We start from the raw sequence: 23781 nt of genomic DNA on the forward strand, positions 1-23781 counted from the left end.
CTCTGGAAGCATATTGTTCTCAGGGCGTTACTGGTTCAGAACGCGCCCGACACCGATGAGCACGACCATTAACGACGAGCGCCGATCTCTGGCCCCACCGCGGGGACTTGCCACCGCGCTCGACTGGGCCACGACCTCGCACAAGCGCGCCGCGGTCCTTCTGCTGGCATTCGCGCTCCTGGCCTTCATCCCCGGCTTCTTCCAGATCCCGGCGGTCGACCGCGACGAGGCCCGTTTCGCCCAAGCGACCAAGCAGATGCTGGAGAGCGGCGACTATGTCGACATCCGCTTCCAGGACGAGGTCCGTTACAAAAAGCCCGTCGGCATTTATTGGCTGCAATCGGCGGCCGTGAAGGTGGGCAGTGCGCTCGGCGTGTCCGAAGCGCACACGACGATCTGGCTCTATCGCTTGCCGTCGCTATTCGGCGCCATCGGCGCGGTGCTGCTGACCTATTGGGTTGCGCTCGCCTTCGTGGCGCGCCGCTCCGCCTTGGTGGCGGCCCTGATGATGGCGAGCGCGGTGCTGCTCGGCGTCGAGGCGCGCCTCGCCAAGACCGACGCGGTGCTGTTGTTTACGTCCGTGCTGGCGATGGGCGCGATGGCGCGCATCTATCTCAACGAGCGGCGCACGCCTGAAAAGCCGGTCGGCTGGCAAATGCCCGGCTTGATGTGGACGGCGATCGCCGCCGGCGCGCTGGTCAAGGGACCGCTGGTGCTGATGTTCGTGGTGCTGACCGCGGGCGCCTTGTCGATCGTCGACCGTTCGGCGCGTTGGCTGTGGAAACTCAAGCCGATTGCCGGCTTCATCTGGATGCTGCTGCTGGTGTCGCCCTGGTTCATCGCCATCGCCCTCAAGTCCGGCGAGAGCTTCTTCGTCCAGGCGGTCGGCCAGGACATGCTGAGCAAGGTGACCAGCGGGCAGGAGGCCCATGGCGCGCCGCCGGGCTATTACTTTCTGTTGTTCTGGGTGACCTTCTGGCCGGGTTCGGTGCTGGCGGGGCTCGCCGCGCCGACGGTGTGGCGCGCGCGCAAGGAGCCCGGCGCGCAGTTCCTGCTGGCGTGGCTGGTCCCGTCGTGGATCGTCTTCGAAGTGGTGATGACCAAGCTGCCGCATTACGTGCTGCCGCTTTATCCGGCCATTGCCATCCTGATCGCCGGCATTCTCGAACGCGACGCGCTTGCCAAGAAGCCTTGGATGGTGCGCGGCACGGTCGGCTGGTTCTTGTTTCCGGCGGTCATTGCCGTTGCCGTGGTCGCGATCTTCATCGTCTTCGGCCGCGACCTCGGATTGGCTGCGTGGCCTTCGGCCGCGGTGGCCGCGATCCTCGGCCTTTTTGCGTGGTGGTTGTACGACGTCGATGGCGCCGAACGCGCGCTGCTGCGCGGCATGGTGGCCTCGGTGTTCGTGGCTTTCACGGTCTATGCGGTGACCTTCCCCCTGTTGCCGATGCTGTTTCCAAGCGCGGTCATCGCGCGTGAACTGCACGCGGCGGGGTGCGAGAATCCGCATGTCGCATCGACTTACGCCTATCAGGAGCCGAGTCTTGTGTTCTCGGTCGGCACCGATACGCGCTTCACGGACGGCGCCGGCGCGGCCGAATTCCTGCGCCAGGGCGCGTGCCATTTCGCGCTGGTCGATCCGCGCAGCGAGCGCAGTTTCGTGCAACGCGCCAACGCCATCGGCCTACGCTACGCGCTCAGCCAGCGGATCGAAGGCTTCAACATCAGCATCGGCAAGCCGGTCGTGTTGACCATCTTCCGGTCGATGGAAACGCCATGACGATGGCCAACGGCGTGGACCGCGGTCCGCGCGGCGATGCGCCTGCTTGGCGGCGCTGCGCCGACAACGTGGTCGCCGCCGTCACGGTATTGGCGCGGCCGGCGCGCATCCGTCCGGCGGAGCGATGGCTGTTGCCGACGCGTCATCTGCTGATCGCGGCGCTTGTGACGCTCGTATTCTTTGTCGTGGTGATGGTCGTCTTCGACGCGCGCGCCAGCGCCGCGGCAGGCCGCATGCCGCGCTGGCTGATCGATTTCTTCGACAACATCACCGACTACGGCAAATCGGGCTACTTCCTGTGGCCGCTCGGGCTGCTGTTTCTCGGCCTCGCCGCGCTGCCGCCGCTGACCAACCGTATCAGCCAACGCGTCCTCGCCGCGATCATGGTGCGCGTCGGCTTCCTCTTTCTGGCGATCGCGGTGCCGGGCCTGTTCGTGACCATCGTCAAGCGCATGATCGGCCGTGCGAGGCCGTTCGTGACGGGGTCGGCGGACCCTTACGTGTTCAGCCCGTTCATCTGGCGCGCCGACTATGCCAGCTTCCCGTCCGGCCATTCGACCACGGCCTTCGCGGTGCTGGTGGCCTTCGGCACGCTCTTTCCGCGGGCACGCACGGTCCTGTTGATTTATGCGTTCTTGATCGCGGTCAGCCGGGTGGTGGTCACCGCACATTACCCGACCGACGTCGCCGGCGGCGCGCTGGTGGGCATCGGCGGCGCGCTCTTGGTGCGGCGCTATTTTGCGCTGCGCCGGCTCGGTTTCTCGGTCGGTCCGGATGGCGTGCCGCACCAGTATCCCGGCCCCTCCGTGCGGCGGATCAAATCAGTTGCCCGCGACCTTCTGGCCCCATAAGAACCCCCGGCGGCCGTGATGGCCGGCAGGACCTGAATTTGCCTATGATCACGAACAATGCGGCGGTTTCCGTCGTCGTGCCGGTGCGCAATGAGGCCGGCAATATCGCGCCGCTGGTGGCGGAAATCGCCGCCGCGCTCGACGGCCGCTGGCCGTTCGAGGTGGTCTACGTCAACGACGGCTCGAGCGATGGCACCGAGGACGAGCTGCAGCGCTTGATGGCGCAGCATAGCTGGCTGCGCCGTGTGCGCCACAAACAATCTTGTGGCCAGTCGGCGGCCGTGCGCTCGGGGGTGAAGGCCGCGCGTGCGCCGATCGTGGTCACGCTGGATGGCGACGGTCAGAACGATCCGGCCTTCATTCCTGCGGTGATCGAGACGCTGGAGAAGGGCGGCGAGGCGATGGGCTTGGTCGCTGGCCAGCGCGTCGGACGCAAGGCGACGGCGTTCAAGAAGATGCAGTCGCGTATTGCCAATAAGGTGCGCGGCACCGTGCTGCGTGACGGCACGCGCGATACCGGTTGTGGATTGAAGGGCTTCCGCCGTGACGTGTTCTTGAGCCTGCCTTATTTCGATGGCTTGCACCGCTTCCTGCCGGCGCTGGTGCGACGCGAAGGCAAGACGGTCGGTTACGTCGATGTCGTCGACAGGCCGCGTCATGCCGGCGTGTCGAATTACGGGATGTGGGACCGTCTCTGGGTCGGCATCCTCGATCTCGCCGGCGTGTGGTGGCTGATCCGCCGCCGCAAACGGGTGCCGGAAATTGCGGAGAGTTAGCGCGTGATCCCGAAAAGCGGGAACCGGTTTTCGGACAAGATCACACGCCACTAAAGGAAGACATCTATGCTGGTCGACATCTCAAACGCCGTCGGCGGTTATCTGCACGACGTGTTCGTCGGCAACATCGATTGGGGCATCCTGATCGGCTATTTTGCGCAGGCCATGTTCGCCATGCGCTTCGTCGTGCAATGGATCGCGTCGGAACGGGCGGGCAAGAGCGTCGTGCCGACCGCGTTCTGGGTATTCTCGATCGGCGGCGGCTTCATGCTGCTCGGCTACGCGCTCTATCGCAAAGACCCGGTCTTCATCCTCGGCCAGGCCTTCGGCGTGTTCGTCTATCTGCGCAATCTGCAGTTCGTCCTGCGCAGCGGCGGCCAAGGCGCGCCGGCCTAAAAAGCGCGCCGGCGTCACTCAGCCGGCGGCTTTCAATGCGGCGAAGCCGCGTTCGAGATCGGCGATCAGGTCGGCAGGGTCTTCCAGGCCGATATGGAAGCGTAAGGTCGGGCCGCCAGGCGACCACTTGGTCGCGGTGCGATACTCGTCGCAGTCGAACGAGATCACCAAGCTTTCGAAGCCGCCCCACGAATAGCCGATGCCGAACAACTGAAGCTCGTTCATGAAGGCGTAGACCGCTTTCTGATCGACCGGCTTGAGCGCGATGCTGAACAGACCGCAGCCGCCGGTGAAGTCGCGCTTCCACAAGACGTGTCCCGGGTCGCTCGCGAGCGCCGGATGCATGACGCGCAGGACCTCCGGCCGCTGCTCGAACCAGCGCGCGATTTCGAGCCCGGATTCGAAATGCCGCTTCATGCGCACGCTCAGGGTGCGCAGGCCGCGCAACGCAAGAAACATGTCGTCAGGCCCGACGCACAGGCCCGTGGTGTAGACGTAGTCCTTGAGTTGCTTGACCGCCTTTGCACTCGCCGACACGCAGCCGAACATGATGTCGGAATGGCCGCCGATATATTTGGTGCCGGCCTGGATCGACAGATCCACGCCCTTGTCGAGGGCGCGGAAGTAGAGCGGCGAGGCCCAGGTGTTGTCGGTCAATACCAGCGCGCCTTTCTCGTGCGCGACCTTGGCGATGGCCGGGATATCCTGGACCTCGAAGCTTTGCGAGCCGGGCGCTTCGGTGAACACCGCCTTGGTGTTCGGCTTGAACAACGCGGCGATGCCGGCGCCGATCGAGGGGTCGTAATAGGTGGTCTCGACCCCCATGCGTTTGAGGATCGTGTCGCAAAACGTGCGCGTCGGCCGGTAGACGCTGTCGGTGACAAGAATGTGATCGCCGGCACCGACGACCGCGAGCAGGGCGCTGGTGATCGCCGCAAGGCCCGACGGCAGCAATGCCACGCCGGCGCAGCTCTCACCCTCGATCGCCTGCAGCGCGTCTTCCAGGGCCTCGCTGGTCGGGGTGCCGCGGCGGCCGTACTGATAGCGCGATCGGTGCGCGACCTGATCCTCGGCCGTCGGATAGAGCAGGGTGGAGGCGTGGTAGACCGGCGGGTTGATGAAGCCGTGCGACATTTTGGTGTCGCGTCCGGCATTGACCAGCAGGGTATCCGGCTTAATCGGTGTGCTCGGTTTCTTGCTCATGATCCACGGCAGGGCTTTAAAGCGGTGCGGAACCGCGAAAGTCATATACCGCTGCATCGGCAGGAGGCGTCAACCCCTTGACGTTGCAACCCGTTCGTTCTGGAATGCGGCGCACCGAGGGATCTTGAGGACAGGCTGGATTCGTTTCGCGCCGCGCCAGGCTTGGCCGGTCGCGAGATTCGGCCTGCTCGAGGGTGTGAGTGTCGCGTCTGCGCCAGAGGGGCCATATTCGATGAAAAAAATTGCCGCATTATTCGCGCTTGCCGTCTTTGCCGTCGCGCAAGACGCCTCGGCGCAAGTGCTGAAGACCGTCAAAGAGCGCGGCACGCTCAATTGCGGTGCCAATGGCACCTTGGCCGGGTTCGGCTTGCCGGACGCGCAGGGCAACTGGACCGGCCTCGACGTCGACTTCTGCCGCGCGATCGCGGCGGCGGTCCTCAACGATCCCAAGAAGGTCAAGTTCGTCCCGCTCTCGGCTAAGGATCGCTTCACGGCCTTGCAGTCCGGCGAGGTCGACGTTCTGGCCCGCAACACGACCTGGACGTCGTCGCGCGATACCTCGCTGGGCCTCAACTTTACCGGCGTCAACTACTATGACGGCCAGGGCTTCGTGGTGCGCAAGGCGCTGAAGGTCAATTCGGCGCTCGAGCTCAATGGCGCGTCGATCTGCGTGCAGCAGGGCACGACCACCGAGCTCAACCTCGCGGATTACTTCCGCTCGCACAACATGCAGATGAAATCGGTGACCTTCGCTACCGCCAATGAGGCCGTGAAGGCCTATGACGCGGGCCGTTGCGATGCCTACACCACGGACGCTTCGGCGCTCTACGCCGAGCGGTTGCGGTTGGCCAATCCGGCCGACCACATCATCCTGCCGGAGATCATTTCCAAGGAGCCGCTCGGGCCGGCGGTCCGCCATGGCGACGACCAATGGTTCGACGTGGTCAAGTGGACGTTGTTCGCGATGCTCGACGCGGAAGAACTCAACGTCAATTCCAAGAACGTCGACGAGATGCTCAAGTCCGACAACCCCGAGATCAAGCGGCTGTTGGGCACCGAAGGCAATTTCGGCGAGCAGCTCGGGCTGACCAAGGATTGGGTCGTGCGCATCGTGAAGCAGGTCGGCAACTACGGCGAAAGCTTCGAGCGCAATGTGGGGCAGGGCTCGCCGCTCAAGATCGACCGCGGGCTGAACCGCCTGTGGAACAAGGGCGGCATCCAATACGCGCCGCCGGTCCGCTGACGCGGACGATCGGCGCGCCGGGCGCAGGTTCGTTTGACGGGAGACGTGTGGGCCGAACCAGCACGCGCGCGAGGGGATAGATGTCGACCGACCTGAGGACGGAATCGCCCCCGCCGCGCGTTGCGCTCTATAACAACCCGAAGGTCAGAAGCGCCGTCTATCAAGTCGGCCTCTGCGTGATCATCGGCCTCTTGGTCTATGGCGCGGCGAGCAACGCGATCGAGAACCTGCGCCGCGCCAACATCGCCTCCGGTTTCGGCTTCTGGGACAACAATGCCGGCTTCGACATCAGCCAGACGCTGATCCCTTATTCCTCGCAGGCGTCGACCTATGGCCGCGCCTTCTGGGTGGGACTGCTGAACACCCTGCTGGTCGCCGGTCTCGGCATATTCTTCGCGACCATTCTCGGCTTCATCATCGGCATTTCCCGCCTGTCCAAGAACTGGCTCTTGGCCAAGGCCGCCGGCTGCTATGTCGAGACCATCCGCAATCTGCCGCTGCTGCTGCAATTGCTGTTCTGGTACAACGCGGTGCTCAAGACGCTGCCGGACATCCGCGACAGCTTCACGCTCGGCGGCGCCGTCTATCTCAACAATCGCGGTTTGTTTTTGCCCAAGCCGTCGCCCTTGGAGGGCTTCGGATGGGTGCAGATCGCCCTGGTCGCGGGCATCATCGCGGCGATCGCGTTCCGCCTGTGGGCGCACCGCCGGCAGGAGCGCACCGGACGCCAGGCGCCCGTCGCCTGGGTGACGCTGGCACTGGTCGTCGGCGCGCCGCTCGCCGTCTTTCTCCTCGCCGGCGCGCCATTGCTGTTTCAATCGCCGCAGGCCGGCCGCTTCAACATCTCCGGCGGCGTCGAAGTGCTGCCGGAATTCGTGGCGCTGCTGTTCGGCCTGTCGATCTATACGGCTGCCTTCATCGCCGAGGTGGTGCGGGCGGGGCTGCTCGCGGTGTCGCGCGGGCAGGTGGAGGCGGCCTATTCGCTCGGCCTGCAGCCGCGGCCGACGCTGCGGCTGGTCGTCATCCCGCAGGCCATGCGCGTGATCGTGCCGCCGCTCACCAATCAGTATTTGAACCTGACCAAGAACTCCACGCTGGCGGTGGCGATCGGTTATCCCGACCTGGTGCAGGTGTTCACGGGTACGGTGCTCAACCAGACCGGCCAGGCGGTCGAGGTCGTCGCCATCACCATGCTGGTCTATCTCTTCATCAGCCTTACGACCTCGCTGGCGATGAACATCTACAACAAGCGCGTCGCGCTGGTCGAACGGTGAGGATCGGCAGCATGGCTATGTCCGACACCGAACTCGTTCCGACCGGCCCTGCCTTCGTACGGCGCGAATTCTTACCGGCGCAGCCGCCGCCGGTGCGGATGACCGGCGCGTTCGGCTGGATGCGCGAGAACCTGTTCTCCAGTGCGTTCAACATCGTGCTCACCATCCTCATCGCGTTGTTGCTGGCCTGGGTGGTGCCGGAGATCGTCAGGTTCCTGTTCATCGACGCGGTGTGGACAGGCGCCGACCGCGAGGCCTGCCACGAGGCTGTGCAGGGACACGCGATTGGCGCGTGCTGGCCGTTCGTGTGGGAGCGGTTGCCGTATTTCATCTATGGCTCCTATCCGATCCCGGAGCGTTGGCGCGTGGACTTGTTCTTCGCCCTGCTGGCTCTCGGCGTCGTCTGGATGCTCTGGCTCAGTGCGCCGCGCCGTGACCTCGGCATGATCTATTCTTTCGCTGTGCTGCCGGTCGTCTCGTTCATCCTGCTGCACGGCTTTGAGGCGATCGGCCTGCCGGTGGTCGATACCGTTCTCTGGGGCGGCGTGCTGGTGACCATCGTGGTCGCCTCGGTGGGCATCGTCGTGTCGCTGCCGTTCGGGATCGCCCTTGCACTCGGCCGCCGATCGCAGATGCCGGCGGTACGGCTCTTCTCCGTCATCTTCATCGAGTTCGTGCGTGGCGTGCCGCTCGTCACCGTGCTGTTCATGGCGAGCGTGATGCTGCCCTTATTCGTGCCGCCGAACTTCGAGCCGGACAAGCTTCTGCGAGCGCTGATCGGCATCGCGCTCTTCGCGTCGGCCTACATGGCGGAGGTGGTGCGCGCCGGCCTGCAAGCGATTCCCAAAGGCCAGTTCGAAGGGGCGATGGCGGTCGGTCTCAACTATCCGCAGCGCATGCGCCTCATCATCCTGCCGCAGGCGCTCAGGGTCACCATTCCGAACATCGTCAACAACTACGTGGCGCTGTTCAAAGATACGACGCTGGTGTTCATCGTCGGCATTTTCGACCTGCTGCGCACCATCGAAGTGGCGCGCATCGACCCGAAATGGGCGACGCCGGTGACCAGCACGACGGGCTACGCCGTGGCGGCGATTTTCTACCTCGTGTTCTGCTACGGAATGTCCCGTTACGCCCGTGCCGTCGAGGCCCGCCTCGCGACCGGCGACAAGCGCTGAGGTTCATGCTCATGGCTTTCACGACCAATGCGGCCGTATCCACCAAGCCAAGCCGTCTCAAGACGCCGGTCGCGGTGGAGATCGTCGGCATGAACAAGTGGTACGGGGATTTCCACGTTCTGCGCGACATCAACCTCAAGGTCATGGGCGGCGAGCGCATCGTGATCTGTGGACCGTCCGGCTCCGGCAAATCGACGATGATCCGCTGCATCAACAAGCTGGAGGAACATCAAAGCGGCCGCGTCTTCGTCGACGGCGTGGAACTGACCAACGATCTCAAGAAGATCGACGAGGTGCGCCGCGAGGTCGGCATGGTCTTCCAGCATTTCAATTTGTTTCCCCATCTCACCGTGCTGGAGAACTGCACGCTGGCGCCGATCTGGGTGCGCAAGATGCCGAAGAAAGAGGCGGAGGAGGTGGCGCTAAGCTATCTGCGCCGCGTGAAGATCCCCGAGCAGGCCAACAAATATCCCGGTCAGCTGTCGGGCGGCCAGCAGCAGCGGGTCGCGATCGCGCGCGCGCTCTGCATGAATCCTAAGATCATGCTGTTCGACGAGCCGACCTCTGCGCTCGATCCGGAAATGGTCAAGGAGGTGCTCGACACGATGGTGAGCCTCGCCGAAGACGGTATGACGATGTTGGTGGTTACACACGAGATGGGGTTTGCCCGCCAGGTCGCCAACCGTATCGTGTTCATGGATCAAGGGCAGATCGTTGAAGCCAACGCGCCTGAGGAATTCTTCTCGCATCCTCAGCACGAACGGACCAAGTTGTTCCTCAGCCAAATACTGCGTTGATTCTTTACGCGCATTTTATGTGAGGCCTCTGGGATTACCGTTCCGAGGCGCAATTCCGCCGCGTTTGGACGTCACTCAGTCTCAACGAGACGCGCAGTGGCGACAAACGGCGCTGCACGCAATCTAGATTATAAATGCAGAATAAGCGCGACGTGTATTCGGCGGCGTAGTTCAGCAAGAAGCAATAAAAATCGGCCGCTCAGCCTTTGCGCGGGCGACCACCGTCACAAATCACAGTACCAGCCACTGTGACAATGCCGTAATCGGCCATGACACGACACGCGATCTTACTCGCTTCAGCGGACGATCTACTTGAGCCGGACGACGATCGATCTGGTAACGGCCTTGAGCTGACCGACATGCCCGCGAACTCCCGGCGCGCGCTCGGCGCCAAACTCTATTCGCTAACGGCACGAGAAATCGAAGTGCTGACTTGGGTCGCACGGGGCAAGTCCGCCTGGGAGATAGGTGAGATTCTCGACATAGCCAAGCGCACGGTCGACGAGCACGTTCAGACCGCGGTGCGCAAGATGGGGGCCGTCAATCGCACCCATGCGGTTGCACTCGCAATACGAGATCGCGTTATTACAATCTAAGCGAGTACGCCGATATAAATCACAGTTTCGCGTTTGGAATTTCACTTTCATATTTTTTCTGACTGAGCTGAATCGAATGGCATCGGGGAGCCACTGATGAAGTCGCTAATTGTGAAACGTTCGGTAACAATCGGAGGGCACCGAACCAGCATCACGCTGGAAGACATGTTTTGGCATGCGCTGCGGGAAATCGCGGACCATCGGCGCGTATCGATGTCGGCATTGCTCAACGAGATCAATGTCGGTCGTCAGGCGACCAATCTGTCGTCGCACATCCGTCTGTTCGTCCTCGATCACTATCGCTCGCGCGCGGCCTGACACTTTCGTGCCATCCGCTTGGGCGCCGCCCTCATTGGTGGCGTCCAAGTCTTCTTTCGCGTGCGCACGTCGCGGCCCGTAAGCCGTCGGCGGACTAGTCCCGTTCGACGGGGAGATCGGGCCTCGCCCCCCATTCCGACCACGAGCCGTCATAGATCCGGGCCGGCTTCTTGCCGAGCGCGTCGAGCCCCAATGCCAGGATCACGGCGGAAACGCCGGATCCGCAGGTGGTGATGACGGGCTTGTCCGCGTCGACGCCGGCCTTGGCAAAGACCTGCGCGATGCGGTCCGGGGCAATCAGCCGCCCATTCTCCACGAGCTCGGAGGAGGGCACGTTCAGCGCCCCCGGCATATGGCCGCCGCGCAGGCCCGGCCTCGGTTCCGGATCGCGGCCGGCAAAGCGGCCGGCGGACCGGGCATCGACAACCTGGACGCTGCCGTCGTTGAGCGCCATTTGGACGTCGGCCTGCATGGCGACGGCGCTGGTTTCCATCTCGGCGTTGAAGGGCCGCGCCGGGCGTTTCACCTCGCCGGCTTCGGTCGGACGCCCCTCGGCGATCCAGGCCGGCAGGCCGCCGTCGAGGATGAAGACGTTCTTCGCGCCGAAGATGCGGAAGGTCCACCACACGCGCGGCGCCGAAAACAGGCCAAGGCCATCATAGACGACGATCGTGTCTTGCTCGCCGATGCCGAGCGCGCCGACGGCTTTCGCGAACTCCGTTGGGCCCGGCAGCATATGCGGCAGGTCGGTGGAATGGTCGGCGACGGCGTCGATATCGAAGAAGACGGCGCCGGGAATGTGCTTGGCGAGATACTCGGCCTTGGCGTTGCGGTTCTGCGTCGGCAGATAGAAAGAGCCGTCGACCACAACGAGGTTGTCTTTGCCGAGCTCGGCCGCGAGCCATTCGGGGGATCGGAGCCATTGGCTCGCTGGTTTTGTGTTTGTCATGTCACTGCCGGGTTGGATCAGAGTTGGTAATGCGCGCCATTCCTCAATCGTTCCGTGCGCGCAACGTCAGGCGAAGGCGAGCCGCACGCGGCGGTTCTGCTTGCCCTTCTTCTCGATGCCGGTGATCTGCACCGCACCGATCTCGTCGACCTTGCGGACATGCGTGCCGCCGCAGGGCTGTAGGTCGAGCCCGGCGATCTCGATCAGCCGCACGCGTCCGGTGCCCATCGGTGGCTTCACCGACATGGTCTTGACCAGCCCCGGATTGGCTTCGAGTTCGGCATCGGTGATCCAGCGGCTGGTGACCGCCGCTCCGGAGGCGATCATCGCCGCGAGCTTGGCGGCGATGTCGTCCTTGTCGAGGCCGGCCTCGGGAATGTCGAAATCGAGGCGGCCGTCGGTGTCGCCGACGGAGCCGCCCGTCACCGCGTAAGGCAGCACGGCCGACAGCAGATGCAGCGCCGTATGCATGCGCATGCGGGCATAGCGCTTGTCCCAGTCGATCGCGGCGGTGACCGTGTCGCCGACGGCGATGGCCGACGCGCCATCCGCCGGGACATGCGCGATCTCGGTCTTCGCGGCATCGGTATAGACCGCGGTCGCGATCGGGATGCGCGCGCCGGAAGCCGTGATCAGCGCGCCCGTGTCGCCCGGCTGGCCGCCGGACGTGGCGTAGAACACGGTGCGGTCGAGCACGAGCCCGCCTTGTTCGGTGATCGCCAGCACGCGGGCGTCGCAGGCTTGGCGATACGAGTCGTCGCGAAACAGGCAGTCCGTCGCCATCTAGGCCTCGCTGTCAGACGAAAGGCGGCTTGATGTTCGATTGGCGCTCGAGCCACGTCGGCACGGGCAGGTTCTTGGCGCGCAGGAAGTCCGGATTGAACAGCTTGGATTGATAGCGCGCGCCGCCGTCGGCGAGGATGGTCACGATGGTGTGGCCGGGACCGAGCTCCTTGGCGAGCCTGATGGCGCCGGCGACATTGACGCCGGTCGATCCGCCAAGGCACAGGCCCTCGTGCGCGAGCAGATCGAAGATCAGCGGCACGGCTTCCTCGTCGGGAATGAGATAAGCCTTATCGACGATCATCTGCTCGACAATGGCTGTGACGCGGCCGAGACCGATGCCTTCGGTGATCGAGCCGCCTTCGCTTGCCTCCGCCTTGCCGTGCGCGAACAGATTGTACATCGCGGCGCCGCGGGGATCGGCGACGCCGGTCACGATCTTCGGGTTCTTTTCCTTGAGATAGCGCGAGACGCCGGCCAGGGTGCCGCCGCTGCCGACCGAACAGATGAAGCCATCGACCTTTCCGTCGGTGTCGGCCCAGATCTCGGGGCCGGTCGATACGTAATGCGCCTTGCTGTTGTCGAGGTTGTTCCACTGGTCGGCGAAGATGACGCCGTGCTTCTCCGTCTTCTTCAGTTCTTCCGCGAGGCGCCGTCCGACATGCTGATAGTTGTTGGGGTTCGAATAAGCGAGCGCCGGCACCTCGACCAATTCGGCACCGCATAGCCGCAGGAAGTCCTTCTTCTCCTGGCTCTGCGTTTCGGGGATGACGATGATGGTGCGGTAGCCGCGCGCATTCGCCACGATCGCGAGACCGATGCCGGTATTGCCGGCGGTCGACTCCACGACCAGGCCTCCGGGCTCGAGCTCGCCCCGCGCTTCGGCTTCCAGGATCATCTGCTTACCGGCGCGGTCCTTCACCGAACCGCCCGGGTTCATGAACTCGGCCTTGCCGAGGATGGTGCAGCCCGTCAGCTCGGACGCGTACTGAAGCTTGATCAAGGGGGTGTGGCCGATGGCGTCCACAAGGCCGTCGCGAAATGTCATACCCGGTCCCGGCGTACTGGTAATTTCTTAGGCGAACCTAGTGGACCGTCGCCGGTGTCACAAGGCCGGCTTCTGCGCCGCATCGCGTCCGTTCATCCTGATATCTCAGCCTCTTGCGCCGAAGGTGCAAGAGGGAGGGCCGGCTGCCCGCCAACAATTGTCGCCGTCCGGGAAAGACACTTGAAACCATGTCCCGGCATTCATTTCGCCCCTGCATACGCATTCACGACTTCTTACACCGGCAGGCGTATGTGGATGCTTCGGGGGATACCAAGCGCATTGAAAGCCCCGTTTTGACATGGGCGCCTCAGGCCGATGAGTCTCGACGTCAACACCTTGTTTGTCGTGACGATCTACGTCGAGGCCATTCTTGGCCTGCTGCTGCTTTTTGCCTGGGCCCAGAACACCGCGATTCACGCCGTCTGCTGGTGGGGCTTTGCGCATCTGATCCGCGCCGCGTCGGTCATGCTGTTCGGCATGTACGGAACGGTACCCGATCTTATTACCATCGACCTCGCCAATGCGCTTCTCTTCACGGCCTTCGCCGTGACCTGGACCGGCGCCCGCGTGTTCGACGGCCGTCCGGTGGAGCCGGTCTATCTGGTCACAGGCGCCGTCGTGTGGCTCCTGGTATGCCGCTTGCCGGTATTGTCCGACGCGATCAACACCCGCGCCTTGGTCGCATCCGGCATCATCACGACCTACACCTGGCTCACCGCCTATGAGTTCTGGCGCGGCCGCAGCGAGCAACTCGGTTCGCGCTGGCCGGCGATCTTCATGCTGTTCGCGCATGGCGCGCTGTATCTGCTGCGCACGCCGCTGGTGGCGATGCTGCCATGGTCGCCGTCCGACGCCAGCATGTATGGCAGCGTGTGGCTGACCGTGCTGTCCTTCGAGGCGCTGCTGTTCACGATTTCCGTTGCCTTCATCCTGCTGGCGATGGCGAAGGAGCGCACCGAACTGCGTCACCGGACCGCGGCCATGGTCGACCCGCTCACCGGCATCGCCAACCGCCGCGCCTTCCTGCAGGAAGCCGAAGAGCTTACCAAGCGTCATCTCGCCAAGCCGCGCCCGACGGCCGTGCTGCTCATCGACCTCGATAACTTCAAGTCGATCAATGACCGCTTCGGTCACGCCCTGGGCGACCGCGTCCTCGAGGTTTTCACCGAGGCGGCACGGCAGTCCTTCCGGGTGTCGGACCTGATCGGGCGTCTCGGCGGTGAGGAGTTCGCCGCGATCATGTACGGCGTTTCCTGCGACGAGGCGGTGGCCACGGCGGAACGTTTGCGTGAACGTTTTGCGCAGGCGGCACAGGAAGTCGATGGCCGCCCGGTCTGCGCGACGGTGTCGATCGGCGTCGTGGTCTGTCAGGAGGCGGCGCTCGACGTTCCCGAGCATCTGGCGCAGGCCGATCAGGCGCTCTATTTCGCCAAAGAGAACGGCCGGAATCGCGTCGAGGTTGCGTCGCTGGAAGCCTTCGTCGCGCGTGGCAGCGAGGACGCGCGGACCTCGGTCGGCGCGGCTGGCCTCGCGACCAAGTCCGCGGCTTAACGCCGCTGTTTCCCACCTTTCGAACACATATGCTGCAGCGCCGCACGAGCCGACCGCATGGTGGACCGCGACTTTGATCGCGATTGACCTTGGTCGGCGAATTGGGCCAGTTTAGCGCGAAGGTTCCGCAATGTCGGCCCAACCGATTAGTGGGATTCCAAACTAATCACGAATCGACGTGAGGGAGGAGGATACGATGCAGCCGTTCAAATGGCTCGGCACGGCCGCGCTCGGCTTGGCGCTGAGCACCGGTGCTCAGGCGGCCAACGTAAAAATTGGCATCATGTTGCCGTTTTCCGGCGTGAACGCCGATCTCGGCGACGCCAACATCAAGGGCATGGATCTTTATCTGAAGCTCCACGCCAAGGATATTGCGCCGCACACGATCGAAGTCATCAAGCGCGATGAAGGCCCGCCGTCGGGCGCCGCCGCCAAGACGGTGGCGACCGAGCTCATCACCAACGATAAGGTGAAGATGATCGTCGGCGTGGTGTTCTCGCCGTCGGCGATCGCCATGGCGCCCGTCATCACGCAGGCCAAGGTGCCGCTTCTGATTTCGAACGCCGGCACGGCCTGGATTACCAATCTGTCGCCGTACATTGCGCGCGTGTCCTTCAGCATGTGGCACGACGGCTATCCGATGGGCACCTACGCGGCGAAGGATCTCAAGTGTAAGACCGCGGCGATGGGCTACACCGATTTCCCGCCGGGCAAGGACTCGACCGAAGCCTTCAAGACCGGCTTCGAGAAGGCCGGCGGTCAGGTCATCGACGCGATCCCGATGGGCAATCCGGCGCAGGTGCCGGACATGACGCCGTTCTTCCAGCGCGTGAAGGACAAGAAGCCGGACTGCTTCTATGTCTTCATTCCGTCGGGCAGCCACGCCTCGGCGGTGGTGAAGGCCTATGGCGAAGTCGGCCTCAAGCAGGCCGGCATCAAGCTGATCGGCCCGAAGGACGTCGTGCCGGACACGAAGTTGCAGGATATGGGTGATGCCGCGATCGGCACCATCGTCATGAGCAACTACGCCGCCGATCTCGACAACGCGCCGAACAAGGAGTTCGTGAAGGCTTGGCATGAAGCCTATGGCGCCAACTCCAATCCGGACTTCATGTCAGCCGCGGCCTGGGACGCGATGGCCGCGACCTTCGCCGTGATCAAGAAGCTCGACGGCAATCTCGACGATCCGGAAAAGGTGATGGCCGCGCTCAAGGGCTGGTCCACCGACGGTCCGCGCGGCAAGGTTTCGATCGATCCGGAAACCCGCGACGTCGTCAACGACGAGTGGGCGCTTGAAGTCATCAAGAAGCCCGACGGCAAGCTCGGCACCAAGGTCCTCGGCAGCATCAAGGGCGTCAAGGACGAGTGCAAGGAGCTCAAGGTCGGCCGTTGCGGGCAGGGCAAGTAAGCCCCTTTACGGTCCATCGGCACCAACAGATGCCGCCGCGCTAGCCAAGCGCGGCGGCATCTTTTATCAAGGCGTCAGAAAGACACCGTGGCGTACCCCTCGACAGAGGGACCGCAGGACGTGTGCATTTGAGGGAAGGCCGCGCCGCTCGGCGCGGCGGAACATGCGAGGGGACTAGAGAAACGCCGTGTCCGCCAGTGCGATCGTCAGTATTTTGTTCGACGGGCTCGCCTACGCGATGGTGCTGTTCATCATCTCGGTCGGCCTGTCGATCACCATGGGCCTCATGGGCTTCGTCAATCTGGCGCATGGCGCTTTCGCCATGGCGGGCGGCTATCTCGTCGTCACGCTGACACGCAGTTGGGGTGTGCCGTTTCTGCCGTCCTTGCTGATTGCCGCGGTGGTGGTCGGCGTCGCCAGCATCCCATTCGAGCGCCTCTTGTATTCGAGGCTCTACAAGGCGACCGAGCTCGACCAGGTGCTGCTGACCATCGGCTTGGCCTTCATGGCGATCGCCAGCTACACCTATTTCTACGGCCCGTCGCCGCTCACCGTGCCGCTGCCGTCGTTCCTGACGGGGCAGATCGACATCGGCGTGCGCACGGTGCCGACCTATCGCGCTTTCACCATTGTCGTCGGCGCGGTGCTGATCGCACTGCTGTGGTACGGCTTCGAGCGCACCAATATCGGCGCCAAGATCCGTGCCGCGGTGGATAACCGCCGCATGGCGCAGTCGGTCGGCATCAATGTCGATCGTCTGTTCACGCTGACCTTCGCGCTCGGCTCGGGGCTCGCGGCCTTCGGCGGCGGCCTCGCCATTCAGACCTTCGGTCTGACGCCGAGCTTCGCGGTGCTTTATCTCGTATTCTTCCTGATCATCGTCTCCGTGGGCGGCCTCGGCAGCCTGAAAGGCACATTGATCGCGTCGATCCTGCTCGGCGTGTTCGATATCGGCGGCAAATATCTTTACTCGGATGCCGGCGGCTTCTTCATCTACGTGCTGACGGTGCTCGTTCTCCTGATCAAGCCAGCGGGACTCTATGGCCGTGAGTGATATCCAGACGGCCGCGCCGGTTCGTGACGCTTCGACCACCGCGGCGCGCATCCGCGCCGCCGATTTTGTCGTCAAACGCCATTACCTGCGCTGGTGGGAAGCGCTGCCGTGGCTCCTGATCATCGCGGCCTATTTCGTCTTCCCCGACCGGCTGACCTTCGGCACGCAGGTGCTGATCGGCATCATGTTCGCGCTCTCGCTCGATCTGATCCTGGGCTATGCCGGCATCGTCACGCTCGGCCATGCGCTGTTCTTCGGTATCGGCGCTTACACGGTGGCGCTGCTGACGGCGCGCTGGAACTGGGGCGAGCCGATTTCGGCGATGCTGCTGGCGATCGTGCTGTCGGCGGCCGCGGGCCTCGTGTCGGGCTGGTTCCTGCTGCGCTATCGCGGTCTGACGTTGCTGATGCTGACGCTGGCCGCCGCCATCCTGGTGCAGGAGGCCGGCAACTACCGCTCGGACATCACGGGCGGCTATGACGGCGTGCCGGGCATGGAGATCTGGAAGCTGTTCGGGGTCTTCGAAAACGACCTCTATGGGCGCACCTATTACGTCTATGTCGGCGTTCTCCTGTTTATCGTCTGGTACGTCGTCCGGCGGATCGTTTATTCGCCGTACGGCGCGGCGCTGACTGGCATTCGCGAGAACGTGCGGCGCATGCACGCCATCGGCTCGCCGGTGCACCGGCGTCTCGTCACCGCCTATACGCTCGCCGCCGGCCTTGCCGGCATGGCGGGCGCGCTGTTCGCACAATCGACGGCCTATACGACGCTCGGCGTGTTCGACTTCGACAACTCGGCCAAGGTGATGGTGATGCTGATCCTCGGCGGCACCGGGCGGCTCTATGGCGCCTTCATCGGCGCCGCCGTGTATCTGGTGCTGGAGGACAATCTGTCGAAGCTCAGCCCGACCTTCTGGCAGTTCGGCATCGGCCTCCTGCTCGTGCTCACCGTATTGTTCGCGCGCCGCGGTTTGCTCGGTCTCTTGGAGGACGCGATCAAGTTGTTCCGCCGGGGAGGCAACGCATGACCGCCGCTCTCCAGGTCGAAAAGCTCAATCGCTCCTTTGGCGCGTTGGCCGTCACCCGAGACGTCGATCTGACGCTCGAGCGCGGCGCGCGTCACGCCCTGATTGGGCCGAACGGCGCCGGCAAGACGACGCTCGTCAATCTCATCACCGGCGTGCTGCGGCCGCAATCCGGCCGCGTGCTGCTCAACGGTGACGACGTCACCCAGACGAGCCAGGCCGCGCGCGCGCGGCGCGGGCTCGCGCGCACCTTCCAGATCAATCAGCTGTTCCGCGGCCTGACCGTGCTCGAAAACCTGACGATGACGATCGGCGAGCGGGACGGGGAGTGCAACAATCTGTGGCGTGCCGCCGGCGCCAAGCCGTCGATCATCGAGGAGGCGCTGGACCATCTCGAATCCCTGCGCCTCGTCGATGACGCGCTGCGGCTGGTGCGCGAGCTGCCCTATGGCCGCCAGCGTCTGGTCGAGATCGCCATCGCGCTCGCGCAGAAGCCGCGCGTGCTGCTGCTCGACGAGCCGGCGGCCGGTGTGCCGTCCTCCGAGAGCCATCTGATCCTCGACGTCGTCGCCGCGCTCGATCCCGACATCGCCGTGCTGATCATCGAGCACGACATGGACGTGGTGTTCCGTTTCGCCAAGGAGATCACCGTGCTGGTGCAGGGCGCGGTCTTCACGCACGGCACGCCGCAGCAGATCATGGCCGACGAGCAGGTGCGGGCGGTTTATCTGGGTGAGGAAGGCCATAAGGTTGCGGGGGCGGCGCATGGCTGAGTCCGCGCTCGAACTCGACAATGTTCGCGCCGGCTACGGCGAGACGGTGGTGCTGGAGGATATCCGGCTCAAGATCGCACCGGGCGAGACGCTCTCGGTCATCGGCCGCAACGGCGTCGGCAAGTCGACGCTGCTCGCGACCATCATGGGTCATACGACGCTGCACGGCGGCCGCATTGTGCTGCAGGGCAAGGACATCTCGCGCCTCGCCACCTATCGGCGTGTCGCCGCGGGCCTCGGTTATGTGCCGCAGGAGCGCGAGATTTTTCCGTCGCTGACGGTGCGGGAAAATCTCGAAGTGGCGGCGCGCCCCGGGCGCTGGACGGTCAAGACGGTTTTCGAGTTGTTCCCGCGGCTGTCCGAGCGCATCACCAACATGGGCAATCAACTGTCCGGCGGCGAGCAGCAGATGCTGGCGATCGGGCGCGCGCTGATCGGCAATCCGAGCGTCGTGCTGATGGACGAGCCTTCCGAAGGCCTCGCGCCGGTGATCGTCGAGGAGTTGGCGCGTGCCATCAAGCGGCTGACGCAGGACGGCGGCCTGACCACGATCGTGGTCGAACAGAACTCGCGCCTGGCGCTGTCGCTCTCGCCGCGCGCGATCGTGATGGACCGAGGGCACGTCATCTACGACGGCGCCAGCGAGACCCTGCGCAACGATCCCGCCAAGCTGGAGCAGCTCATCGGTGTCGCGAAAGCGTAGCCGAGCGCCTGCTCCGCTCGCACCTCAGGAGGACGGATCGACGTCCCTGAGTGGGCGGGCGCCCAAAGTTTCCACGTTTTCCCTCATTGCGTTTAACGCACGGCGGGGGCATAGCGGGCAGCGGAATAACCGAGGGAACGTCCGATGAAACACAGCACAGATCGCATCCTCACCACCCATGTCGGCAGTCTGATCCGTCCGGACGACTTGCAGGTTTTCATCCGCGCCAAGCAGTCCGGCAAGCCGTACGACGAGGCGGGCTACAAGAAGTGTCTCGCCGACAGCGTGGCCGAGGTGGTGCGGCATCAGGCCGAGGCCGGCATCGACGTGCCGAGCGACGGCGAGTTCGGCAAATCGATCTCGTGGGCGCAATATGCGCTGACGCGCTTGTCCGGTTTCGAGCGGCGGCCGATCAAGTCCGAAGGGGCGAACCCGTTCAAGCGCGGCGCCGACCGCACCAAGTTCGCCGCGTTCTATGAAGAGCTGGACGCCAAGGAAGCCGTCTCGACGACGATGGAGGCAATCTGCGTCGGGCCGATCAAATATACCGGCCACGCCGAGCTGCAGACCGACATCGACAACTTCAAGGCGGCGCTCAAGAACGTGAAGGTCGAAGACGCCTTCATGCCGGTCGCTGCGCCGGCGAGCGTCATCCCGGACCGCAAGAACGAGTATTACAAGAACGACGAGGAACTGCAGACGGCGATTGCCGCAGCGATGCGCGACGAATACCGGCAGATCATCGATGCCGGCTTCCTGGTGCAACTCGACGACGCGCGGCTCGCGGTCACCTACGACCGCATGGTGCCGCCGGCCTCGTTCGAGGATTACCGTAAGTGGCTGGCGCGGCAGGTCGACATCATCAACCACGCCATCGAGGGCCTGCCGGCCGATCGCATCCGCTATCACGTGTGCTGGGGCTCGTGGCCGGGCCCGCACACCAGCGACGTGCCGCTCAAGGACGTGGTCGACCTCATTCTGAAGATCAAGGTCGGCGCCTATGTGATCGAGGGCGCCAATCCGCGCCACGAGCACGAATGGCAGGTGTGGCGGAACGCCAAGCTGGCGCCGGGTCAGGTTCTGATCCCAGGCGTCATCAGCCACGCCACCAACGTGGTCGAGCATCCGGAACTGGTGGCCGAGCGCATCGTGCGCCTGGCCAATCTGGTCGGCCGCGAGAACGTCATCGCCGGCACCGACTGCGGCTTCGCACAGGGCCCGTTCTATCGCCGTGTGCATCCGCAGATCATGTGGGCGAAGCTCGAGGCGCTGGCCGAAGGCGCGCGGATCGCCAGCAAGGAACTCTGGGCCAAGGCTGCGGCGTAAGGGCGTTCACAGGGCCCAGGAACGGCGCTAGGCTTCCAGGAATTGACAGGCGGGGCGATGCAACGACCCCGCCGTCACCAGGGAGCCAGCGCCCATGAACGTCAACGCGTCCGCGTCAAACGGCCTCGCCATCCCCTTCGATCACGCCCGGCTCGACCGCCTCATGGAGGCGGCCGGGATCGACGTCGTGATCGCGACCTCCAAACACAATGTGCAGTATCTGCTCGGCGGGCACCGGGCGGATTTCTTCGATTACATGGATGCGACCGGCATCACGCGCTATCTGCCGGTGCTCGTTTATCCCAAGGGACGGCCGGAAAAGGCCGCCTATATCGGCCATCGCCTGGAGAAGTTCCAGCGTGAGGTGAAGCCGATGTGGACGCCGGAGACGCAGACGGCGAGCGCCGGCTCGGTCGACGCCATGCAGAAGGCGGTCGACTACATGCGCAAGGCGGGCATCGCGCCTAAACGCATCGCGGCCGAGTATGGCTTCCTGCCATACGATGCCGCCAACGTGCTGCGCTCGGCATTTCCCGACGCAGAATGGGTCGATGCGCTCTACGTGCTCGAGCGCCAGCGCGCCAAGAAGTCGGCACGCGAACTCGAACTGATCAAGATTGCCTCGGAGGCGGTCATCGAGTCGATGAAGGCGGTGATCGCGTCATCGACGCCCGGCACGACCAAAGCCGACGTGGTCGAAGCCTTGCGCCGCGAGGAAACCAACCGCGGCCTGACGTTCGAGTACTGCCTCATCACCGCCGGCACGAGCTTCAACCGCGCGCCGTCCGAGCAGCGCTGGGAGAAGGGCGACATCATGTCGATCGACTCCGGCGGCAACTATCAGGGCTATATCGGCGACGTCTGCCGCATGGCGATCCAAGGCGAGCCGGATGCCGAGTTGCAAGATCTGCTTGCCGAGATCGAAACCATCCAGCGCGCGGCAATGAAGCCGATCCGCGCCGGCACGCTTGGCAAGGAGATCTACGCCGCCGGCGAGCCCCTCTGCGCGCGCTCGCCGCATCACAACCATCTCGACTTCCTGGCGCACGGCATGGGGCTCGTCAGCCACGAGGCGCCGCGGCTCACCAGCCATGGGCCGGTGCCGTATCCCGGCGATTACGCCGACGAGCCGTTGGAAGCGGGCATGGTCGTGTCGGTCGAGACGACGCTGATGCATCCGACGCGCGGCTTCATCAAGCTCGAGGACACCGTCGTCGTCACCGACGCGGGCCACGAGGTCTATGGCGAAGGCGCGCGCGGCTGGAATAGGGCGGGCCCGTAGTCTGTCGTCCCGGGCGACCGAGCGTTAGCGAGGAAGGCCCGGGACCCATACGCCGAGGCGTATCGAGAGAGCACAGCGTATGGGTCCCCGCCTTCGCGGGGACGACAGAAAACTACTTCCCCGCCGTGTGCCGATCCGCCTCGTCGGCAAGCTTCACCAAGGCGTCCGCGACCTGCACCGGGTAGGTCACGCCTTGCTCCAGACGCCGCAGCGGCTCCGGCAATCGCGCGAGATCGCGCGCGGCGCGGGCGCGGATCTCATCCAAGCTTGGCGCCGGCGCGAGGCGCCGGCCGCCGCGCATCACCGGCACGATCAATGTTTCGCCCGGATGCTTGTCGGTTTCGACCGACAGCACGTCACCGGCCATGCGGCCATCGAGATCGTAAGCGCGCCACACCTGCTTGCGCCCGGGCCATGTCGCCTTGCCCTCCGAGCGTTTGCGGCGCGGGATGCCGGCATATTCCTGGAGCTTGTAGGCGCAATCGAGCGAGGGCGCGTCGATCGAGGAGTCGAGATTGACGCCGATGCCGAAGCCGTCGATCGGCGCGTTCTCCGCCTTCATCTGAAGAAGTACGTCCTCGTTGATGCCGCCGCTGACCAGGATGATGACATCCTTCAGGCCGCCGTCGTCGAGGATCTTTCGCACCTTGCGCGCATGAGCGATGAGGTCGCCGGAGTCGATACGCACGCCGAAGATGGAGATGCCGTCGGCTTTGAGTTTGGGCGCGAGGTCGACGACCTTACGCGCGCCTTGCTCGGTGTCGTAGGTGTCGATCAGCAGAATGACGCCGTTCGGACGCGTGCGTGCAAAGTCTTCGAAGGCCTGCGCCTCGTCGGTGTGCACCTGGATGTAGGAATGCGCCATGGTGCCGGCCACCGGTATGCCGTAGCGCACGCCGGCGAGCACGTTCGCCGCGCTGGAGAAGCCGGCGATGTAGCTCGCCCGCGCCGAGAACAATCCGGCCTCGGCGCCGTGGGCGCTGCGCAAGCCGAAATCGGACAGGATCTTGCCCGGCGCGGCCAAGACCATGCGCGCCGCCTTCGAGGCGATCAGCGTGTTGAAGTGCATCAGGTTGATGATGCGCGTCTCGATGAGTTGCGCCATCGGCAGCGGCGCGGTGATCCGCAACAGCGGTTCGCCCGGAAAGCATACGGTGCCTTCGGGAATGGCGTCGACGTCGCCCGTGAAACGGAAGGCCTTCAGATAGTCGAGCAGGTTGTCGTGGAAGCGGCCGGTGTGCTTGAGCCAGTCGATGTCCTGCGCCGAATAGGCGAGGGTCTCGAGATAGGTCAGCGCCTCCTCCAGCCCGGCGGCCAGCAGAAAGCCGCGCCGGGGCGGCAGCCGCCGCACGAAGAACTCGAACACGGCTTCCTTGTCCTCGCCGCGATCCAGATAGGCCTGGACCATGTTGAGTTCGTAGAGGTCGGTGAGGAGGGGACTGATCATTGCGGGTCTCACGAAGGA

General features: G+C 64.3%; 23 protein-coding genes. 18 read left to right on the forward strand and 5 right to left on the reverse strand.

The window, feature by feature from the left end:
* The first annotated feature begins 55 nt into the window (after positions 1–55).
* The 4 genes from DW352_RS04235 to DW352_RS04250 all read left to right on the forward strand — a co-directional run bounded on the left by DW352_RS04235 (position 56) and on the right by DW352_RS04250 (position 3803).
* Positions 56–1780, forward strand: coding sequence for an ArnT family glycosyltransferase (locus DW352_RS04235; protein ID WP_115688822.1), 1725 nt, complete (start codon positions 56–58; stop codon positions 1778–1780).
* The gene (locus tag DW352_RS04240) at positions 1777–2631 is read left to right on the forward strand and encodes a phosphatase PAP2 family protein (RefSeq protein WP_115688824.1); all 855 of its coding nucleotides are present in this window, start codon (positions 1777–1779) and stop codon (positions 2629–2631) included. The genes DW352_RS04235 and DW352_RS04240 overlap by 4 nt, the downstream gene beginning before the upstream one ends.
* Positions 2632–2675: 44 nt before the next feature.
* Positions 2676–3407 carry a glycosyltransferase family 2 protein gene (locus DW352_RS04245; RefSeq protein WP_115688826.1) on the forward strand — a complete coding sequence of 244 codons (732 nt, stop codon included), beginning with the start codon at positions 2676–2678 and terminating at the stop codon, positions 3405–3407.
* A gap of 66 nt (positions 3408–3473) precedes the next feature.
* Entirely contained in the window at positions 3474–3803 is a 330-nt protein-coding gene (locus tag DW352_RS04250; RefSeq protein WP_115688828.1) for a lipid-A-disaccharide synthase N-terminal domain-containing protein, read from the forward strand.
* An 18-nt stretch (positions 3804–3821) separates the two neighbouring features.
* Here DW352_RS04250 and metC read toward each other — a convergent pair whose 3' ends face one another.
* Positions 3822–5006 (reverse strand): cystathionine beta-lyase, encoded by a 1185-nt coding sequence (metC, locus tag DW352_RS04255; protein WP_115694231.1) that lies wholly within the window; start codon positions 5004–5006, stop codon positions 3822–3824.
* 232 nt (positions 5007–5238) lie between these two features.
* Here metC and DW352_RS04260 point away from each other — a divergent pair, with 232 nt between their 5' ends.
* The 6 genes from DW352_RS04260 (at position 5239) to DW352_RS04285 (ending at position 10412) form a co-directional block, all read left to right on the forward strand.
* Positions 5239–6249 carry an amino acid ABC transporter substrate-binding protein gene (locus DW352_RS04260; protein WP_115688830.1) on the forward strand — a complete coding sequence of 337 codons (1011 nt, stop codon included), beginning with the start codon at positions 5239–5241 and terminating at the stop codon, positions 6247–6249.
* An 80-nt stretch (positions 6250–6329) separates the two neighbouring features.
* Positions 6330–7523: an amino acid ABC transporter permease gene (locus DW352_RS04265; protein ID WP_115688832.1), complete on the forward strand. Its 1194-nt coding sequence runs from the start codon at positions 6330–6332 to the stop codon at positions 7521–7523.
* Between the two features lie 17 nt (positions 7524–7540).
* Positions 7541–8701 carry an amino acid ABC transporter permease gene (locus DW352_RS04270; RefSeq protein WP_115688834.1) on the forward strand — a complete coding sequence of 387 codons (1161 nt, stop codon included), beginning with the start codon at positions 7541–7543 and terminating at the stop codon, positions 8699–8701.
* A gap of 11 nt (positions 8702–8712) precedes the next feature.
* Positions 8713–9498: an amino acid ABC transporter ATP-binding protein gene (locus tag DW352_RS04275; RefSeq protein ID WP_115694232.1), complete on the forward strand. Its 786-nt coding sequence runs from the start codon at positions 8713–8715 to the stop codon at positions 9496–9498.
* 269 nt (positions 9499–9767) lie between these two features.
* Entirely contained in the window at positions 9768–10094 is a 327-nt protein-coding gene (locus DW352_RS04280) for a helix-turn-helix domain-containing protein (RefSeq protein WP_115688836.1), read from the forward strand.
* Between the two features lie 96 nt (positions 10095–10190).
* Entirely contained in the window at positions 10191–10412 is a 222-nt protein-coding gene (locus tag DW352_RS04285; RefSeq protein WP_115688838.1) for a ribbon-helix-helix domain-containing protein, read from the forward strand.
* A 94-nt stretch (positions 10413–10506) separates the two neighbouring features.
* On the opposite strand, the gene sseA is transcribed toward DW352_RS04285, so the two are convergent.
* The 3 genes from sseA to DW352_RS04300 all read right to left on the reverse strand — a co-directional run bounded on the left by sseA (position 10507) and on the right by DW352_RS04300 (position 13192).
* Entirely contained in the window at positions 10507–11361 is an 855-nt protein-coding gene (sseA, locus tag DW352_RS04290; protein ID WP_115688840.1) for a 3-mercaptopyruvate sulfurtransferase, read from the reverse strand.
* A 66-nt stretch (positions 11362–11427) separates the two neighbouring features.
* Positions 11428–12144, reverse strand: a complete 717-nt coding sequence (locus DW352_RS04295) for an alanyl-tRNA editing protein (protein WP_115688842.1) — start codon at positions 12142–12144, stop codon at positions 11428–11430.
* Positions 12145–12157: 13 nt separating this feature from the next.
* Positions 12158–13192, reverse strand: a complete 1035-nt coding sequence (locus tag DW352_RS04300) for a cysteine synthase A (RefSeq protein ID WP_115688844.1) — start codon at positions 13190–13192, stop codon at positions 12158–12160.
* A 315-nt stretch (positions 13193–13507) separates the two neighbouring features.
* On the opposite strand from DW352_RS04300, the gene DW352_RS04305 reads away from it, so the two are divergent.
* The 8 genes from DW352_RS04305 (at position 13508) to DW352_RS04340 (ending at position 22316) form a co-directional block, all read left to right on the forward strand.
* Positions 13508–14743: a GGDEF domain-containing protein gene (locus DW352_RS04305; protein WP_115688846.1), complete on the forward strand. Its 1236-nt coding sequence runs from the start codon at positions 13508–13510 to the stop codon at positions 14741–14743.
* A 196-nt stretch (positions 14744–14939) separates the two neighbouring features.
* Positions 14940–16151 carry an ABC transporter substrate-binding protein gene (locus tag DW352_RS04310; protein ID WP_115688848.1) on the forward strand — a complete coding sequence of 404 codons (1212 nt, stop codon included), beginning with the start codon at positions 14940–14942 and terminating at the stop codon, positions 16149–16151.
* Positions 16152–16338: 187 nt separating this feature from the next.
* Positions 16339–17205: a branched-chain amino acid ABC transporter permease gene (locus DW352_RS04315; protein ID WP_342634893.1), complete on the forward strand. Its 867-nt coding sequence runs from the start codon at positions 16339–16341 to the stop codon at positions 17203–17205.
* Positions 17198–18235 carry a branched-chain amino acid ABC transporter permease gene (locus tag DW352_RS04320; protein WP_210209927.1) on the forward strand — a complete coding sequence of 346 codons (1038 nt, stop codon included), beginning with the start codon at positions 17198–17200 and terminating at the stop codon, positions 18233–18235. The genes DW352_RS04315 and DW352_RS04320 overlap by 8 nt, the downstream gene beginning before the upstream one ends.
* Positions 18232–19005, forward strand: a complete 774-nt coding sequence (locus DW352_RS04325) for an ABC transporter ATP-binding protein (protein ID WP_115688852.1) — start codon at positions 18232–18234, stop codon at positions 19003–19005. The genes DW352_RS04320 and DW352_RS04325 overlap by 4 nt, the downstream gene beginning before the upstream one ends.
* Positions 18998–19708, forward strand: coding sequence for an ABC transporter ATP-binding protein (locus DW352_RS04330; protein ID WP_115688854.1), 711 nt, complete (start codon positions 18998–19000; stop codon positions 19706–19708). Before DW352_RS04325 ends, DW352_RS04330 begins: the two co-directional genes overlap by 8 nt.
* Positions 19709–19852: 144 nt before the next feature.
* Complete coding sequence (locus DW352_RS04335; RefSeq protein WP_115688856.1) at positions 19853–21034, forward strand: cobalamin-independent methionine synthase II family protein; 1182 nt, start codon at positions 19853–19855, stop codon at positions 21032–21034.
* Positions 21035–21128: 94 nt separating this feature from the next.
* The gene (locus tag DW352_RS04340; RefSeq protein ID WP_115688858.1) at positions 21129–22316 is read left to right on the forward strand and encodes a M24 family metallopeptidase; all 1188 of its coding nucleotides are present in this window, start codon (positions 21129–21131) and stop codon (positions 22314–22316) included.
* 112 nt (positions 22317–22428) lie between these two features.
* Here the strand turns inward: DW352_RS04340 and DW352_RS04345 are convergent, their stop codons facing one another.
* Positions 22429–23763 carry a nicotinate phosphoribosyltransferase gene (locus tag DW352_RS04345; RefSeq protein WP_115688860.1) on the reverse strand — a complete coding sequence of 445 codons (1335 nt, stop codon included), beginning with the start codon at positions 23761–23763 and terminating at the stop codon, positions 22429–22431.
* Positions 23764–23781 lie beyond the last annotated feature (18 nt).

The sequence above is a fragment of the Pseudolabrys taiwanensis genome, from assembly GCF_003367395.1.
Classification (GTDB): Bacteria; Pseudomonadota; Alphaproteobacteria; order Rhizobiales; family Xanthobacteraceae; genus Pseudolabrys; species Pseudolabrys taiwanensis.